15 protein-coding genes and 1 other annotated feature are annotated in these 14,399 nt (G+C 53.2%); of the genes, 10 read left to right on the top strand and 5 right to left on the bottom strand.

All coding sequences use genetic code 11. The features are described 5' to 3' along the window. The first annotated feature begins 7 nt into the window (after window positions 1-7). From ffh to rplS, 5 genes are all read left to right on the top strand, one after another. A complete protein-coding gene (gene ffh / locus AABB92_RS19580; RefSeq protein ID WP_031374776.1) occupies window positions 8-1,369 on the top strand; it encodes a signal recognition particle protein in 1,362 nt (453 codons plus the stop codon). A 141-nt stretch (window positions 1,370-1,510) separates the two neighbouring features. Next, window positions 1,511-1,759 carry a 30S ribosomal protein S16 gene (rpsP, locus tag AABB92_RS19575; RefSeq protein WP_003849041.1) on the top strand — a complete coding sequence of 83 codons (249 nt, stop codon included), beginning with the start codon at window positions 1,511-1,513 and terminating at the stop codon, window positions 1,757-1,759. A gap of 18 nt (window positions 1,760-1,777) precedes the next feature. After that, window positions 1,778-2,326, top strand: a complete 549-nt coding sequence (rimM, locus tag AABB92_RS19570) for a ribosome maturation factor RimM (RefSeq protein ID WP_046289605.1) — start codon at window positions 1,778-1,780, stop codon at window positions 2,324-2,326. A 35-nt stretch (window positions 2,327-2,361) separates the two neighbouring features. Next, on the top strand, window positions 2,362-3,126 hold the full coding sequence (gene trmD / locus AABB92_RS19565; protein WP_031374777.1) for a tRNA (guanosine(37)-N1)-methyltransferase TrmD: 765 nt from the start codon (window positions 2,362-2,364) through the stop codon (window positions 3,124-3,126). A gap of 42 nt (window positions 3,127-3,168) precedes the next feature. Beyond that, window positions 3,169-3,516 (top strand): 50S ribosomal protein L19, encoded by a 348-nt coding sequence (rplS, locus tag AABB92_RS19560; protein ID WP_031374778.1) that lies wholly within the window; start codon window positions 3,169-3,171, stop codon window positions 3,514-3,516. A gap of 73 nt (window positions 3,517-3,589) precedes the next feature. Here rplS and AABB92_RS19555 read toward each other — a convergent pair whose 3' ends face one another. After that, on the bottom strand, window positions 3,590-4,150 hold the full coding sequence (locus AABB92_RS19555) for a GNAT family N-acetyltransferase (protein WP_031374779.1): 561 nt from the start codon (window positions 4,148-4,150) through the stop codon (window positions 3,590-3,592). A gap of 290 nt (window positions 4,151-4,440) precedes the next feature. Between AABB92_RS19555 and AABB92_RS19550 the strand changes: the two genes are divergently transcribed. Both AABB92_RS19550 and tyrA read left to right on the top strand, forming a co-directional pair. Further along, window positions 4,441-5,520, top strand: coding sequence for a 3-deoxy-7-phosphoheptulonate synthase (locus AABB92_RS19550; protein WP_031374780.1), 1,080 nt, complete (start codon window positions 4,441-4,443; stop codon window positions 5,518-5,520). Between the two features lie 5 nt (window positions 5,521-5,525). Beyond that, window positions 5,526-6,647: a bifunctional chorismate mutase/prephenate dehydrogenase gene (gene tyrA, locus AABB92_RS19545; RefSeq protein ID WP_031374781.1), complete on the top strand. Its 1,122-nt coding sequence runs from the start codon at window positions 5,526-5,528 to the stop codon at window positions 6,645-6,647. 33 nt (window positions 6,648-6,680) lie between these two features. Here tyrA and pheA read toward each other — a convergent pair whose 3' ends face one another. The 4 genes from pheA to bamD form a co-directional block, all read right to left on the bottom strand. Beyond that, window positions 6,681-7,844, bottom strand: a complete 1,164-nt coding sequence (gene pheA / locus AABB92_RS19540; RefSeq protein ID WP_031374782.1) for a bifunctional chorismate mutase/prephenate dehydratase — start codon at window positions 7,842-7,844, stop codon at window positions 6,681-6,683. Between the two features lie 22 nt (window positions 7,845-7,866). After that, window positions 7,867-7,991 (bottom strand) — a sequence feature (Phe leader region). Further along, a complete protein-coding gene (gene pheL / locus AABB92_RS19535) occupies window positions 7,943-7,990 on the bottom strand; it encodes a pheA operon leader peptide PheL (RefSeq protein WP_193387678.1) in 48 nt (15 codons plus the stop codon). Its footprint overlaps the feature before it by 48 nt. A gap of 93 nt (window positions 7,992-8,084) precedes the next feature. Next, the gene (gene raiA, locus AABB92_RS19530) at window positions 8,085-8,420 is read right to left on the bottom strand and encodes a ribosome-associated translation inhibitor RaiA (RefSeq protein WP_031374783.1); all 336 of its coding nucleotides are present in this window, start codon (window positions 8,418-8,420) and stop codon (window positions 8,085-8,087) included. 278 nt (window positions 8,421-8,698) lie between these two features. Then, entirely contained in the window at window positions 8,699-9,430 is a 732-nt protein-coding gene (gene bamD, locus AABB92_RS19525; RefSeq protein WP_031374784.1) for an outer membrane protein assembly factor BamD, read from the bottom strand. Window positions 9,431-9,560: 130 nt separating this feature from the next. On the opposite strand from bamD, the gene rluD reads away from it, so the two are divergent. The 3 genes from rluD to clpB all read left to right on the top strand — a co-directional run bounded on the left by rluD (window position 9,561) and on the right by clpB (window position 13,965). Further along, a complete protein-coding gene (gene rluD / locus AABB92_RS19520; RefSeq protein ID WP_031374785.1) occupies window positions 9,561-10,538 on the top strand; it encodes a 23S rRNA pseudouridine(1911/1915/1917) synthase RluD in 978 nt (325 codons plus the stop codon). Further along, window positions 10,538-11,266, top strand: a complete 729-nt coding sequence (gene yfiH, locus AABB92_RS19515) for a purine nucleoside phosphorylase YfiH (RefSeq protein WP_031374786.1) — start codon at window positions 10,538-10,540, stop codon at window positions 11,264-11,266. The genes rluD and yfiH overlap by 1 nt, the downstream gene beginning before the upstream one ends. A 113-nt stretch (window positions 11,267-11,379) precedes the next feature. Beyond that, entirely contained in the window at window positions 11,380-13,965 is a 2,586-nt protein-coding gene (clpB, locus tag AABB92_RS19510) for an ATP-dependent chaperone ClpB (RefSeq protein ID WP_031374787.1), read from the top strand. The last annotated feature ends 434 nt before the right edge of the window (window positions 13,966-14,399 follow it).

Below are 14,399 nucleotides of genomic sequence, written 5' to 3'. Positions count from 1 at the left end.
AGAGACCATGTTTGATAATTTAACCGATCGTTTGTCGCAAACCCTGCGCAATATCAGCGGCCGCGGAAGGCTGACTGAAGAGAACATCAAAGAGACCCTGCGTGAAGTTCGCATGGCACTGCTTGAGGCAGACGTTGCGCTGCCGGTAGTGCGTGACTTCATTAATCGCGTGAAAGAGAGCGCGGTTGGGCACGATGTGAATAAAAGCCTGACGCCAGGTCAGGAGTTCATCAAGATCGTCCGTAACGAACTGGTTGCGGCGATGGGTGCAGAAAACAATGCGCTGGATCTGGCTGCGCAGCCGCCTGCCGTAGTGCTGATGGCCGGCCTGCAGGGTGCGGGTAAAACCACCAGCGTCGGTAAGCTGGGTAAGTTCCTGCGTGAGAAGCATAAAAAGAAAGTCTTAGTGGTTTCTGCCGACGTTTATCGTCCGGCGGCAATCAAACAGCTGGAAACGCTGGCGCAACAGGTGGGCGTAGATTTCTGTCCATCCGATCTGAGCCAGAAGCCGGTCGACATTGTTAACAATGCGCTGCGTGAAGCACGCCTGAAGTTTTACGATGTTCTGCTGGTGGATACTGCGGGTCGTCTGCACGTTGACGAAGCGATGATGGACGAAATCAAACAGGTTCATGCCGCGATTAATCCGGTAGAAACGCTGTTTGTGGTCGATGCCATGACCGGTCAGGATGCGGCGAATACCGCCAAAGCCTTTAACGAAGCGCTGCCGCTCACCGGGGTTATCCTGACCAAAGTGGATGGTGATGCGCGCGGTGGTGCGGCGCTGTCGATTCGTCATATCACCGGCAAGCCGATTAAGTTCATGGGTGTCGGTGAGAAGACTGATGCACTGGAGCCGTTCTATCCGGAGCGTATCGCTTCACGTATCCTCGGCATGGGCGATGTGCTGTCGCTGATCGAAGATATCGAAAGCAAGGTTGACCGCGATCAGGCGGAGAAGCTGGCGAAGAAGCTGAAAACCGGTGACGGTTTCGATCTCAATGACTTCCTTGAGCAGTTGAAGCAGATGCGTAACATGGGCGGGATGGCCAGCCTGATGGGCAAACTGCCAGGCATGGGGCAGCTGCCGGATAACGTGAAGTCACAAATGGATGACAAGGTGCTGGTGCGCATGGAAGCGATCATCAACTCGATGACGCGTAAAGAGCGCCAGAAGCCTGAAATCATCAAAGGCTCGCGCAAGCGCCGTATTGCTACTGGCTCCGGTATGCAGGTGCAGGACGTTAACCGCTTACTGAAGCAGTTCGACGACATGCAGCGTATGATGAAGAAAATGAAGAAGGGCGGAATGGCGAAAATGATGCGCGGCATGAAAGGTATGATGCCGCCAGGTTTCCCTGGACGCTAAGTGTTCCACAAAAAAGCCCGAAAGGACGCGGTTTAGGTTGCTTTTTGCGCCAAAATGAGTAAAATTTTCGGGCTTTTTATACAGCACCCGGACCCCGTTCCTCGATGGGGGCCGGGTGTTTTATTAACTGAAGAGGATGTTATGGTAACAATTCGTTTGGCACGTCACGGCGCTAAAAAGCGTCCGTTCTATCAGGTCGTCGTCACTGACAGCCGCAATGCACGCAACGGTCGTTTCATCGAGCGCGTTGGTTTCTTCAACCCGATCGCATCTGGTCAGGCTGAAGGTCTGCGTCTGGATCTGGATCGTATCGAGCACTGGGTTGGCCAGGGCGCAACACTCTCTGATCGCGTTAACGCGCTGGTCAAAGAAGCTAAGAAAGCAGCTTAATCTGTCACGGTGGTGAGCATGAGCAGACAACTTGCCGCACAGCCTCCCGTTAATCCACTGGTGTTGGGTAAAATGGGAGCCGCCTACGGTATTCGCGGCTGGCTCAAAGTGTTTTCCTCCACTGAAGACGCTGAAAGCATCTTCGACTACCAACCCTGGTTTATCCAGCGCGCCGGTAAATGGCAGCAGATCGAACTGGAGAGTTGGAAGCACCATAATCAGGACCTGATCATCAAAGTTAAAGGCGTTGACGATCGGGATGCGGCGGCTCAGTTAACCAATTGCGAAATTCAGGTTGACTCGACGCAGTTGCCATCGCTGGAAGAGGGCGACTACTACTGGAAAGACCTTATGGGTTGCCAGGTGGTTAACCTCGACGGCTACGAGATGGGCAAAGTCATCGATATGATGGAAACCGGCTCGAACGACGTTCTCGTCGTTAAGGCAAACCTGAAGGATGCGTTCGGTGTGCAGGAGCGGTTAATTCCGTTTCTTGATGAACAGGTTATCAGGAAAGTCGATCTCTCTACTGGCGTTATTGAAGTAGATTGGGATCCTGGTTTTTGATCTCCGAATCGAACGGTAACGTAACGGCGAATACAATGTGGATTGGTGTAATTAGCCTGTTTCCAGAAATGTTTCGCGCTATTACCGATTACGGGGTAACTGGCCGGGCAGTAAAAAACGGTCTGCTCAGCATTCAAAGCTGGAGTCCTCGTGACTTCACGCACGACCGGCACCGTACCGTAGACGATCGTCCATACGGCGGCGGACCGGGAATGCTGATGATGGTACAACCCTTACGGGATGCCATCTCCGCAGCGAAAGCAGCGGCAGGTGATGGGGCCAGGGTGATATATCTTTCACCTCAGGGGCGCAAACTGGACCAACAGGGCGTTTGCGAACTGGCGGCACGGGACAAGTTAATTCTGGTCTGTGGCCGTTATGAAGGGATAGATGAGCGCGTAATCCACGCCGAAATTGACGAAGAATGGTCAATCGGTGATTACGTTCTCAGCGGCGGGGAACTGCCAGCTATGACGATGATTGACGCAGTCGCCCGGTTTATTCCCGGCGTACTCGGCAAGCAGGCGTCAGCCGAAGAGGATTCGTTCTCGGAGGGGCTGCTGGACTGTCCGCACTATACCCGACCTGAAGTGTTAGACGGTGTGGAGGTTCCGGCAGTATTACTGTCAGGCAACCATGCTGATATTCGCCGTTGGCGCCTGAAGCAGTCGCTAGGCCGTACCTGGCTGAGAAGACCTGAACTTCTGGAAAACCTGGCTCTGACTGAAGAGCAAGCAAGGTTGCTAAGTGAGTTCCAGCGGGAATTTCATCAGCAACAAAACGATGATGTGGAAGAGTGATCTTCCCCGACTATCAGTTTACCCAGGATATGAGATTTAATTATGAGCAACATTATCAAGCAAATTGAACAAGAGCAGATGAAACAGGACGTACCTTCCTTCCGCCCGGGTGATTCCGTGGAAGTGAAAGTATGGGTCGTTGAAGGTTCTAAAAAACGTCTGCAGGCATTCGAGGGCGTGGTTATCGCTATTCGTAACCGCGGTCTGCACTCTGCATTCACTGTTCGCAAAATTTCTAACGGCGAAGGCGTTGAGCGTGTATTCCAGACTCACTCGCCGGTTATTGACAGCATCACTGTCAAACGTCGTGGCGCTGTGCGTAAAGCCAAACTGTACTACCTGCGTGAGCGTACTGGTAAGTCTGCTCGTATTAAAGAGCGTCTTAACTAAGGTATCGCTAACGCGACATCTAAAAGTTAATAGCAAACAAGGGGTTGGCGTGATGCCAGCCCCTTTTTTTATCTTAATGCCCAACCAAAGATGATAATTCGTCGGCATCCGGTCGCGGAAAATGGTAAATCGCCGTATTCACCGCGCCGCTCTCCAGCACAATCAACCCGTAGCGGCAGCCAATAAACTCACCACCACATTTCTCTGCCACTGCCCGACTGGCCAGATTTTCCTCTGCCGCCAGGATCTCTATACCGCGCGTTTCAGGTCGAGAAAACCCCAGTGTCAGCAAAGCCTTCACGGCCTGGCTGGCGATCCCCTGACGTTGTGCATCGCTGCGTACCCAGTAGCCTAAGGCGCTGAAATCGCCGGGATGACGGGCGAATCGGATACCGGCCCCTCCGAGCAGGCGATCGTGTTGATCAACGATGGCAAATTCCTCCGCCTGTGCCTTAATTCGTTGCCAGTGGGTGAAGCGGATCCAGCTTTCCGCTTCGTGCGGCTGATAATTCGGGTGTGCCCAGGCCATCCACGGCATCAGGCTTTCCAGCGAGGCGTTAACCGCCTGGGTGAATGCGTCTATGTCATTGAGGGTAAAAGGGCGCAGCTTAATGTTTGCAGCAGTCTGTGGCATAGCACACTCGGTAATCGTCAGGTTGATGGCTTCATTCTGCCAGCGACGTGCGGGAAAACAACATCCAGTAGTGTAAATAAATTTGTACAGTTGATCGGGATTAGTGAATCAAGGTGATTGGTTTAATTAGTTGATTTTTATCAATATTTACAATTTTTGTTGAGCTGTTTAATTTCAGTGGTAATAAAAGTGTACGTTTATAGTTGTGTCATGTATTCGCTGTGATACAGTGTGCTCCATCCTCCATGAGGATCCCATGACCGCATACACGAGCAAAAAGGATCGCCATCATGCAAAAAGACGCGCTGAACAATGTGCATATCGCCGACGAACAGGTACTTATTACCCCGGAAGAGCTGAAAGCAAAATTTCCGCTGACCGCTGAGCAACAGGCTCAGGTTGCTGCCTCTCGTCAGACTATCTCCGACATTATTGCCGGCCGCGATCCTCGCCTGCTGGTGGTGTGCGGACCTTGTTCAATCCACGATACCGAAGCGGCTCTGGATTATGCTCGTCGTTTGCAAACTCTGTCTGAACAGTTGAAGGATCAACTGTATCTCGTGATGCGCGTCTACTTTGAAAAACCCCGTACCACCGTCGGCTGGAAAGGGTTGATCAACGATCCTTACATGGATAACTCATTCGATATGGAAGCAGGTCTGCACATTGCCCGTAAACTGCTGGTGAACCTGGTTGAAATGGGTTTACCGCTGGCAACTGAAGCGCTGGATCCTAACAGCCCGCAGTACCTTGGCGATCTGTTCAGCTGGTCAGCCATCGGCGCGCGTACCACTGAATCGCAGACGCACCGTGAAATGGCCTCTGGCCTGTCGATGCCGGTGGGTTTCAAAAATGGCACCGACGGCAGCCTGGGCACCGCGATTAATGCGATGCGCGCAGCGTCAATGCCGCATCGCTTTGTCGGCATCAATCAGGCGGGGCAGGTTTGCCTGCTGCAGACGCAGGGCAATCCGGATGGACACGTCATTCTGCGCGGCGGAAAAGCGCCTAACTACGGTCCGGAAGATGTTACGCAATGTGAAAAAGAGATGCTCAAGGCGGGACTGCGTCCGGCCTTAATGATAGATTGCAGCCATGGTAACTCTAATAAAGACTACCGTCGTCAGCCTGGCGTAGCGGAATCCGCTATCGCCCAGATCAAAGATGGAAACCGTTCAATTATTGGTTTGATGCTGGAAAGCCATATCAATGAAGGTAACCAGTCTTCTGAGCAGCCTCGCAGTGAAATGAAATATGGCGTCTCTGTCACCGATGCCTGCATCAACTGGGACGTCACTGAAACGTTGCTGCGTGAGATGCATCAGGATCTGCAGGGAGTGCTGTCGGCGCGTCTGTCACACGAGGTGTAAGAGCAATGGTGGCTGAACTAAGCGCGTTACGCGATCAAATTGATAGTGTCGATAAGGCGCTGCTTGACCTGCTGGCCAGACGGCTTGAACTGGTCGCCGAGGTGGGCGAAGTCAAGAGCCGTTATGGACTGCCGATTTATGTTCCTGAGCGTGAGGCCTCCATGTTGGCTTCGCGCCGTAAAGAAGCTGAAGCGCTCGGTGTTCCGCCGGATCTGATTGAGGATGTGTTGCGTCGGGTAATGCGCGAATCCTATACCAGCGAGAACGACAAGGGCTTCAAAACGTTGTGTCCTGAACTGCGGCCGGTAGTGATCGTCGGCGGTAATGGTCAGATGGGGCGGCTGTTTGAGAAAATGCTGCGGCTGTCGGGCTATACGGTGAAAACTCTGGATAAAGATGACTGGCCACAGGCAGAGAATTTACTCAGCGATGCCGGCATGGTGATCATCAGCGTACCGATTCATTTGACCGAACAGGTCATTGCCCAACTGCCGCCGCTGCCACAGGATTGTATTCTGGTCGATCTGGCGTCGGTGAAGAACCGGCCGTTGCAGGCGATGCTGGCTGCTCATAGCGGTCCGGTGCTGGGGCTGCACCCGATGTTTGGCCCGGATAGCGGCAGCCTGGCAAAACAGGTGGTGGTCTGGTGTGATGGTCGTCAGCCCGAAGCCTATCAGTGGTTTCTGGAGCAGATTCAGGTCTGGGGCGCGCGCTTACACCGCATCAGTGCGGTTGAGCACGATCAGAATATGGCATTCATTCAGGCGCTGCGTCACTTCGCAACGTTTGCTTACGGCCTGCATTTAGCGGAAGAGAACGTTAACCTCGATCAGCTACTGGCGCTGTCGTCACCGATCTACCGGCTGGAGCTGGCGATGGTCGGACGATTATTTGCTCAGGACCCGCAGCTCTATGCTGACATCATCATGTCGTCAGAGAGCAACCTGGCGCTGATTAAACGTTATTACCAGCGCTTCGGTGAGGCGATTGCCTTGCTGGAACAGGGTGATAAGCAGGCATTTATTGCCAGCTTCAATCGGGTTGAACACTGGTTTGGCGATCACGCGAAACGCTTCCTGGTTGAAAGTCGCAGCTTATTGCGTTCGGCGAACGACAGTCGTCCTTAAACAGAAAGGCATCCCGCGGGATGCCTTTTTTGTCTATTCTCCCGGTTCGACCGGCACTACATTCTCACTGGGATAACAGCCCAGCACCTTCAGTGAACGGGTCATGGTCTGCAACTCCTGCAGCGCCTGCTGCATTCTTTCCGACTGCAGGTTGCCCTGAACGTCGATATAAAACATCTCTTCCCATGGATTGCCGTTAATCGGCCGCGACTCCAGCTTGCTCATGATCAGATTATGCTGGCGCAGCACCAGTAAGGCATCAACCAGCGCACCCGCCTGCTGACCCGTTGCCATGATCAACGTCGTTTTGGCCGGAACCTGATCTGAAACCTCGATTGCTTTGCGTGCCAGCACGATAAAGCGCGTATGGTTCTGCTGCTGGTTCGCCAGGTTACGCTCCAGCACCTGCAACTGGTAGAGTTCACCGCCGGCTTCACTGCCCAGTGCCGCCACTTTCGGTGAGTTAAGCGCCGCGACTTTCTCCATCGCTGCCGCAGTGCTTTCGGTATATTCGATTTTCCAGTGCGGGAATCGGTTAATGAACTGACTACACTGCTGGAATGGCTGAGGATGGCTGTAGACCGTCTCGATCTGCTGCAAGTCAGTAGGGCCATTGACCAGTACGCAATGGTCAATCGGCAGCGTCATTTCTCCGACGATCGATAAGCTGGTCTGCTGCAGCAAATCGTAGACGTCATTGATTGAACCTGAACTGGTGTTCTCAATCGGCATCACCGCGTAATCAGCTGCGCCGTTCTCTACCTGCTTGATAATGTCGTGAAATTTCAGGCAACCGCATTCAACCATATTGTCGAAATGACGGGCGGCATATTTGCGTGCCGCCAGATGGGAGTAAGAACCTTTAGGGCCGAGAAAGGCGATACGTGCCGCATGGGCATGCGGATGATTCAGGTTTTTTTGCAATAACGCCTGCTGGGTTAACACCGAGTCTTCGATCACCAACTGAAACAGCCGGGTGATGTAATGTGCATCCAGATTATGCGCTTTGCCCAGCACAATCAGGTTTTCCAGCAGCGCTCGCTCACGTTCGACGTCACGAATCGGGCGGTGGGTAGCCAGTTTGGCCTGCGCAACTTCCACTGCCAGCAGGCGGCGTTCGGCTAAAAGCGTCAGGAGTTTTTTATCAACTGCGCTGATTTTATCGCGTAGCGCCAGCAGTGGATTGTCGGGATTCATAAGGCTCACCTGTAAGCTGTCCAATAAAAAAGCCTCCCGGTTGGGAGGCTTTGTTGTTCGTCTTCGCTTTCGTTTTCACACGACGAATGGCCTCCCGTTCAGGGGAAGGTAAAAAAGAAAGCGAAGAAAAACAGGTCATGTTTCATAGGTATGTCCGAAAAAAGTCTGTTCTGAGAGTAACCGTACTGATTTAAAGCTGTCAATAAAAAACGCGCCCGCAGGCGCGTTAACCGAATCAGATCAGGATTGTTCGTCAGCGGGGATAATGTCTTTCACGCTGGCACTGGCGCGGCGCGCTTCAGATTTATGCTGTACTTTATTCAGCTGGCGCTCGAGCTTGGCGATCAGATCGTTGATAGCGGTGTACATATCCTCGTGTTTGGCACTGGCCACCAGCGTCCCGTTAGGCGTATTAATGGTGGCATCGGCCACAAATTCTTTGGGCTCTTTGGACAGGACGATATGGGGATTAATCAGGTCGGTTTGCCATTTTTCAAGCTTGGCGAGACGGTCTTCAACATGGTTGCGGATAGCCGCAGTGATTTCCATTTGTTTGCTGGTAATGTTCAGGATCATCAGTCTTACCTCTCTGTCATTTCCGTCTTGGTAGGTCCAGCATAGCGCGATAAAGGGTTAATTGCGTGATTTTGATCACGAAAAAATGTCACTTTTTGTCAAGCCAGACAATTTGTGAGAAAGGCAGAGAATGTGGCCGAAAAGCCTTGAAGCGAAGCGATTCTCGCGGCATTCTTGATGAGTTAACTTGCCAGCAAATATCTGTGACTGGTTATGCAATAAGCAAAAAAAAGCAGCCCATTCAGGCTGCTTTTTTATGGCCGATAATCTACAGACGATCAGTGACTGTTCGCTGCAATGATTTTCGCCACTTTATCTGCTTCAGCGTTCAGCTGCAGATGACGGTAAGCATTTTCCATCAACGGCAACGCATCATGTGTTGCCTGCGTATCCGGATAATCGCGCATCATGCCCTCTACCCGGTTAACAACCGCGACATAAGCCTCACGCTTAGTATAGAATTGCGCCACTGAAAGCTCATATTTAGCCAGACGATCTTTCAGGTAGACCAGACGTTTCTGAGCATCAGCCGCATACTGGCTGTTCGGGTAACCGCGCAGCAGCTGAGAGAAGTCGCGGAAAGCATCACGAGCGTGCGTCGGATCGCGGTCAGACCGATCGATACCAAAGAAGCCCTGCAGCGCCGAATCATCCAGCGCCATGTCCGTCAGACCTTTCATGTAGATGACATAGTCAATGTTCGGATGCGTCGGGTTCAGACGCATGAAGCGAGCGATGGCAGCCTGCGCCAGGGGCAGATCGGCATTTTTATAGTACGCGTAGATTAAATCCAGCTGAACCTGCTGCGAATAAGGACCGAACGGATAACGATTATCCAGCGCTTCCAGTTGCTTAATCGCGGCTTTAAAGTTACCGTCCTGCAGCTTTTGCTGCGCTGTAGCATAAATTTCAGAAGGCGGGCTGTCCGGTACCGCGTCATTTGAGCCGGAACAACCAACAAGTGCCAGGCTCAGTGTGGCAGCAGCCACCAGATGTTTCATACGCGTCATGACGAAGTGATTATCCTCAAAATGTTATGGCGGAAGCTGTCCGTATAGCTCCCGGTAATGACCAGGTACGATAGCACATTATATTAAACGGCATCGCCGTGAAAACCCAACGTTAACGAAGAAGCTGTATATGGCACAACAAGTTCAACTCACCGCAACGGTATCCGAATCACAACTCGGACAACGCTTAGATCAATCTTTGGCGGAATTGTTCCCTGATTATTCACGTTCTCGCATAAAAGAATGGATCCTCGATCGTCGCGTCACAGTCAATGGCGTAACGGTTGATACACCGAAAGAAAAAGTGTTGGGCGGCGAGCTGGTCGCCATTAACGCTGAGATCGAAGAAGAGCAGCGCTGGGAACCGCAAGCTCTGCCGCTCGACATTGTTTATGAAGATGAAGACATTATTGTCATCAACAAGCCGCGTGATTTCGTGGTGCACCCTGGCGCCGGCAATCCCGATGGCACGGTGCTAAACGCCTTACTTCATCACTATCCAGCGATTATGGATGTGCCGCGTGCCGGCATCGTTCACCGTCTGGATAAAGACACCACCGGTTTGATGGTGGTCGCGAAGACCGTACCGGCGCAGACGCACCTGGTGGAATCGCTGCAGAGGCGCGAAATCACCCGTGAATATGAAGCGGTCGCGATTGGCAACATGACCGCAGGTGGCACCGTTGATGAGCCTATCAGCCGACACTCGACCAAACGCACCCACATGGCAGTCCATCCGATGGGTAAGCCAGCGGTGACGCATTACCGCATCATGGAGCACTTCCGCGCGCATACCCGTTTGCGTCTGCGTCTGGAAACCGGTCGTACTCACCAGATTCGTGTGCATATGTCGCACATCAATCATCCGCTGGTGGGTGATCCGCTTTACGGCGGTCGTCCTCGCCCACCAAAAGGGGCATCGGATGCGTTCATTGCGACCCTGCGCGGTTTCGATCGACAGGCACTGCACGCCACTATGCTGCGTCTGTATCACCCGATCAGCGGTATCGAGATGGAGTTCCACGCAGCGATTCCGCAGGATATGGTCGATTTGATCGCAGCGCTGAAAGCCGATACTGAGGCTTTCAAGGACCAGATGGACTGGTGATGCAGATGATTATTCCTCAATGGCCGGCACCGGCGCGCGTCCGGGCTTGCTCGACGCAGCGTCAGGGCGGCGTCAGCCTGTCGCCCTGGGATGCACTCAATCTCGGCGGGCACGTGGGGGATAAGCCAGAGCACGTTGCACAGAACCGACAGTTACTGGTTGAACAGGCGGGTTTGCCAGCGATGCCACAGTGGCTGGAGCAGGTGCATGCCACTGATGTGGCGCGTCTGTCCTCGGGCGGCACTGAGCCGTTGCGTGCCGATGCCTGCATTACCGCCGAAGCAGGCGTGGTGTGCGCGATCATGACCGCCGACTGTCTGCCGGTGCTGTTCTGTTCAGCGGATGGAAGCGAGGTCGCTGCGGCGCATGCGGGCTGGCGGGGATTGTGTGCTGGCGTGCTGGAAAACACGCTGGCGCAGTTCCGTTCACCAGCGCATCAGATTCACGCCTGGCTGGGGCCGGCGATTGGTCCGGATGCGTTTGAAGTGGGTGCCGAGGTTCGGCAGGCGTTTATGGCACAGGATCCTCGCGCTGCAGAGGCTTTTCGTCCAGCTGGTGAGAAGTTTTATGCCGATATCTGGCAACTGGCGCGCTTACGTCTGCAGGCCGCAGGCGTGCAATCCATCAGTGCTGACAGCCGTTGCACCTTCACCGAAGGTAACGATTTCTTCTCGTTCCGCCGTGATGGAATCACCGGGCGTATGGCAACTTTAATCTGGCTGTTATAACCTTACGCCATAAGACGGTCCAGTTAGCGTATTTTTTACTCAAATCTCAGGTCATTAACCTTGAAATTTTGAGGGATGACCTCATTTAATCTCCAGTAGCATTTTGACCTGTAATGGGAGGAATTATGCGTCTGGATCGTCTTACTAACAAATTCCAACTGGCTCTCGCCGACGCGCAGTCCCTGGCTCTGGGACACGACAACCAATTCATTGAACCTCTGCACCTGATGAGCGCACTGCTTAAACAGGAAGGCGGATCGGTTTCACCTTTATTGACGTCAGCAGGTATTGACGTTGCCTCATTGCGCACTCAGGTTGAGCAGGCTATCGATCGTCTGCCACAGGTGGAAGGCAGCGAAGGGGACGTACAACCCTCATCTGACCTGGTTCGGGTACTGAACCTGTGTGACAAACTGGCGCAGAAGCGCAACGACAACTTTATATCATCTGAATTATTTGTTCTGGCGGCCCTCGACTCACGGGGTTCACTGGCCGATCTGCTGAAAGCGGCAGGCGCAACCAGTGAAAAACTCACCAAGGCTATTGAACAAATGCGTGGAGGGGACAGCGTGAACGATCAGGGGGCTGAAGATCAGCGCCAGGCATTAAAGAAATACACTATCGATCTGACCGAGCGTGCTGAGAAGGGCAAGCTTGACCCGGTGATTGGCCGTGACGAAGAGATTCGTCGCACCATTCAGGTTCTGCAACGCCGGACTAAAAACAACCCGGTACTGATTGGTGAACCCGGGGTCGGTAAAACGGCCATCGTTGAAGGGCTGGCGCAGCGGATTATCAACGGCGAAGTGCCTGAAGGCCTGAAAGGGCGGCGGGTACTGGCGCTGGATATGGGTGCGCTGGTGGCCGGTGCCAAATATCGCGGTGAGTTTGAAGAGCGTCTGAAAGGCGTGCTGAACGACCTGTCCAAACAGGAAGGCAACGTCATTCTGTTTATTGATGAACTGCACACTATGGTAGGTGCCGGTAAAGCTGACGGCGCGATGGATGCGGGCAACATGCTCAAACCGGCGCTGGCACGTGGTGAACTGCACTGCGTGGGCGCGACTACGCTCGACGAATATCGTCAGTACATTGAAAAAGATGCGGCGCTGGAACGGCGTTTCCAGAAAGTCTATGTGGCTGAGCCCACAGTGGAAGACACCATCGCCATTCTGCGTGGTCTGAAAGAGCGTTATGAACTGCATCACCATGTGCAGATTACTGACCCGGCCATTGTGGCGGCCGCGACCTTGTCGCATCGCTATATTGCCGATCGTCAGTTGCCGGACAAAGCGATTGACCTGATCGATGAGGCCGCTTCCAGCATTCGTATGCAGATTGACTCGAAGCCGGAAGCGCTTGATCGGCTGGAACGCCGGATTATTCAGCTCAAGCTGGAGCAGCAGGCGCTGAAGAAAGAGGCAGACGATGCCAGCATTAAGCGTCTTGAAATGCTGGAAAGCGAACTCGACCAGAAAGAACGCGAATACGCCGAGCTGGAAGATGAGTGGAAGGCGGAAAAAGCGTCGTTGTCCGGTACGCAGAACATTAAAGCCGAGCTGGAACAGGCGCGTCTGAATTTAGAGCAGGCACGTCGCCTCGGCGATCTCGCCCGGATGTCTGAGTTGCAGTACGGTAAAATTCCGGCGCTGGAAAAACAGCTGGCCGCAGCCACTCAGGCAGAAGGCAAAACCATGAAGTTACTGCGCAACCGCGTAACCGACGTGGAGATTGCCGATGTGCTGGCGCGCTGGACCGGTATTCCGGTGGCACGCATGATGGAAGGTGAGCGCGATAAACTGCTGCGTATGGAGCAGGATCTGCATGGACGGGTAATCGGACAGGATGAAGCGGTAGAGGCGGTATCGAATGCGATTCGTCGTAGCCGTGCGGGCTTGTCAGACCCTAACCGTCCAATCGGTTCGTTCCTGTTCCTGGGGCCAACCGGTGTCGGTAAGACCGAGCTGTGTAAGTCGCTGGCTAACTTCCTGTTCGACAGTGATGATGCGATGGTGCGTATCGATATGTCCGAGTTTATGGAGAAACACTCGGTGTCGCGTCTGGTGGGTGCGCCTCCGGGCTATGTCGGATATGAAGAGGGCGGTTATCTGACCGAAGCCGTTCGCCGTCGTCCTTATTCCGTGATTCTGCTGGATGAGGTGGAGAAAGCGCATCCGGATGTTTTCAACATCCTGTTGCAGGTGTTGGATGATGGGCGCCTGACGGATGGCCAGGGACGCACGGTCGATTTCCGCAACACCGTGGTAATCATGACCTCTAACCTCGGATCGGATTTGATTCAGGAACGGTTTGGCGATCTGAACTATGCCGAGATGAAAGAGATTGTCATGGGCGTGGTTGGACATCATTTCCGTCCAGAGTTCGTTAACCGTATAGATGAGGTGGTAGTGTTCCATCCGCTGGCGGAGAAACATATCGCGTCGATTGCCCAGATTCAGCTGCAGCGGTTGTACAAACGTCTGGAAGAGCGCGGCTATCAGCTGCATATCTCTGACGCGGCGATCAAACTGCTGGGTGAGAACGGTTATGATCCGGTATATGGCGCGCGGCCGCTGAAACGTGCGATACAGCAACAGATTGAGAACCCGCTGGCACAGCAGATTCTCTCTGGTAAGCTGGTTCCCGGAAAAACAATCGAAATGGATGTGGAAAACGACGTTATCACCGCGCATCAGTAATGCAGCATGAAGAAAAACGGGCCTTAGGCCCGTTTTTCTTGTCTATTAGTGGGTGATTTGCTGGTTTTTTATTCATATTGCACGTAAAGTGAACGGTTAGTTAAAAAGTTGAAATTAGCACTTGTCAGCCTCCGGAAACTCCCTATAATGCGCCTCCACTGACACGGAACACCGGCTTACGGAGAGACGGGTCAGCAGGCACAGGAGACTGCGCCGCCGGAGAAAAACTTCTGAAAAGAAGTTGACTCTGAGGGAGGAAAGCGTAATATACGCCTCCTCGCGACAGGACGCTAACGCACTGTTCGCGCTGCTCTTTAACAATTTATCAGACAATCTGTGTGGGCACTCGCAGGATTGATATCAGCGTCTCCGGACGTAAAAAATATCAAGTCTCACGAGTGAACACATAATGAAATTCATTATGACGTTTTACA

This window comes from Pantoea brenneri (assembly GCF_038594305.1).
GTDB lineage: Bacteria > Pseudomonadota > Gammaproteobacteria > Enterobacterales > Enterobacteriaceae > Pantoea > Pantoea brenneri.
Note: the sequence above shows the minus strand (reverse complement) of the source record. Positions and strands in the feature narration are given on the sequence as shown.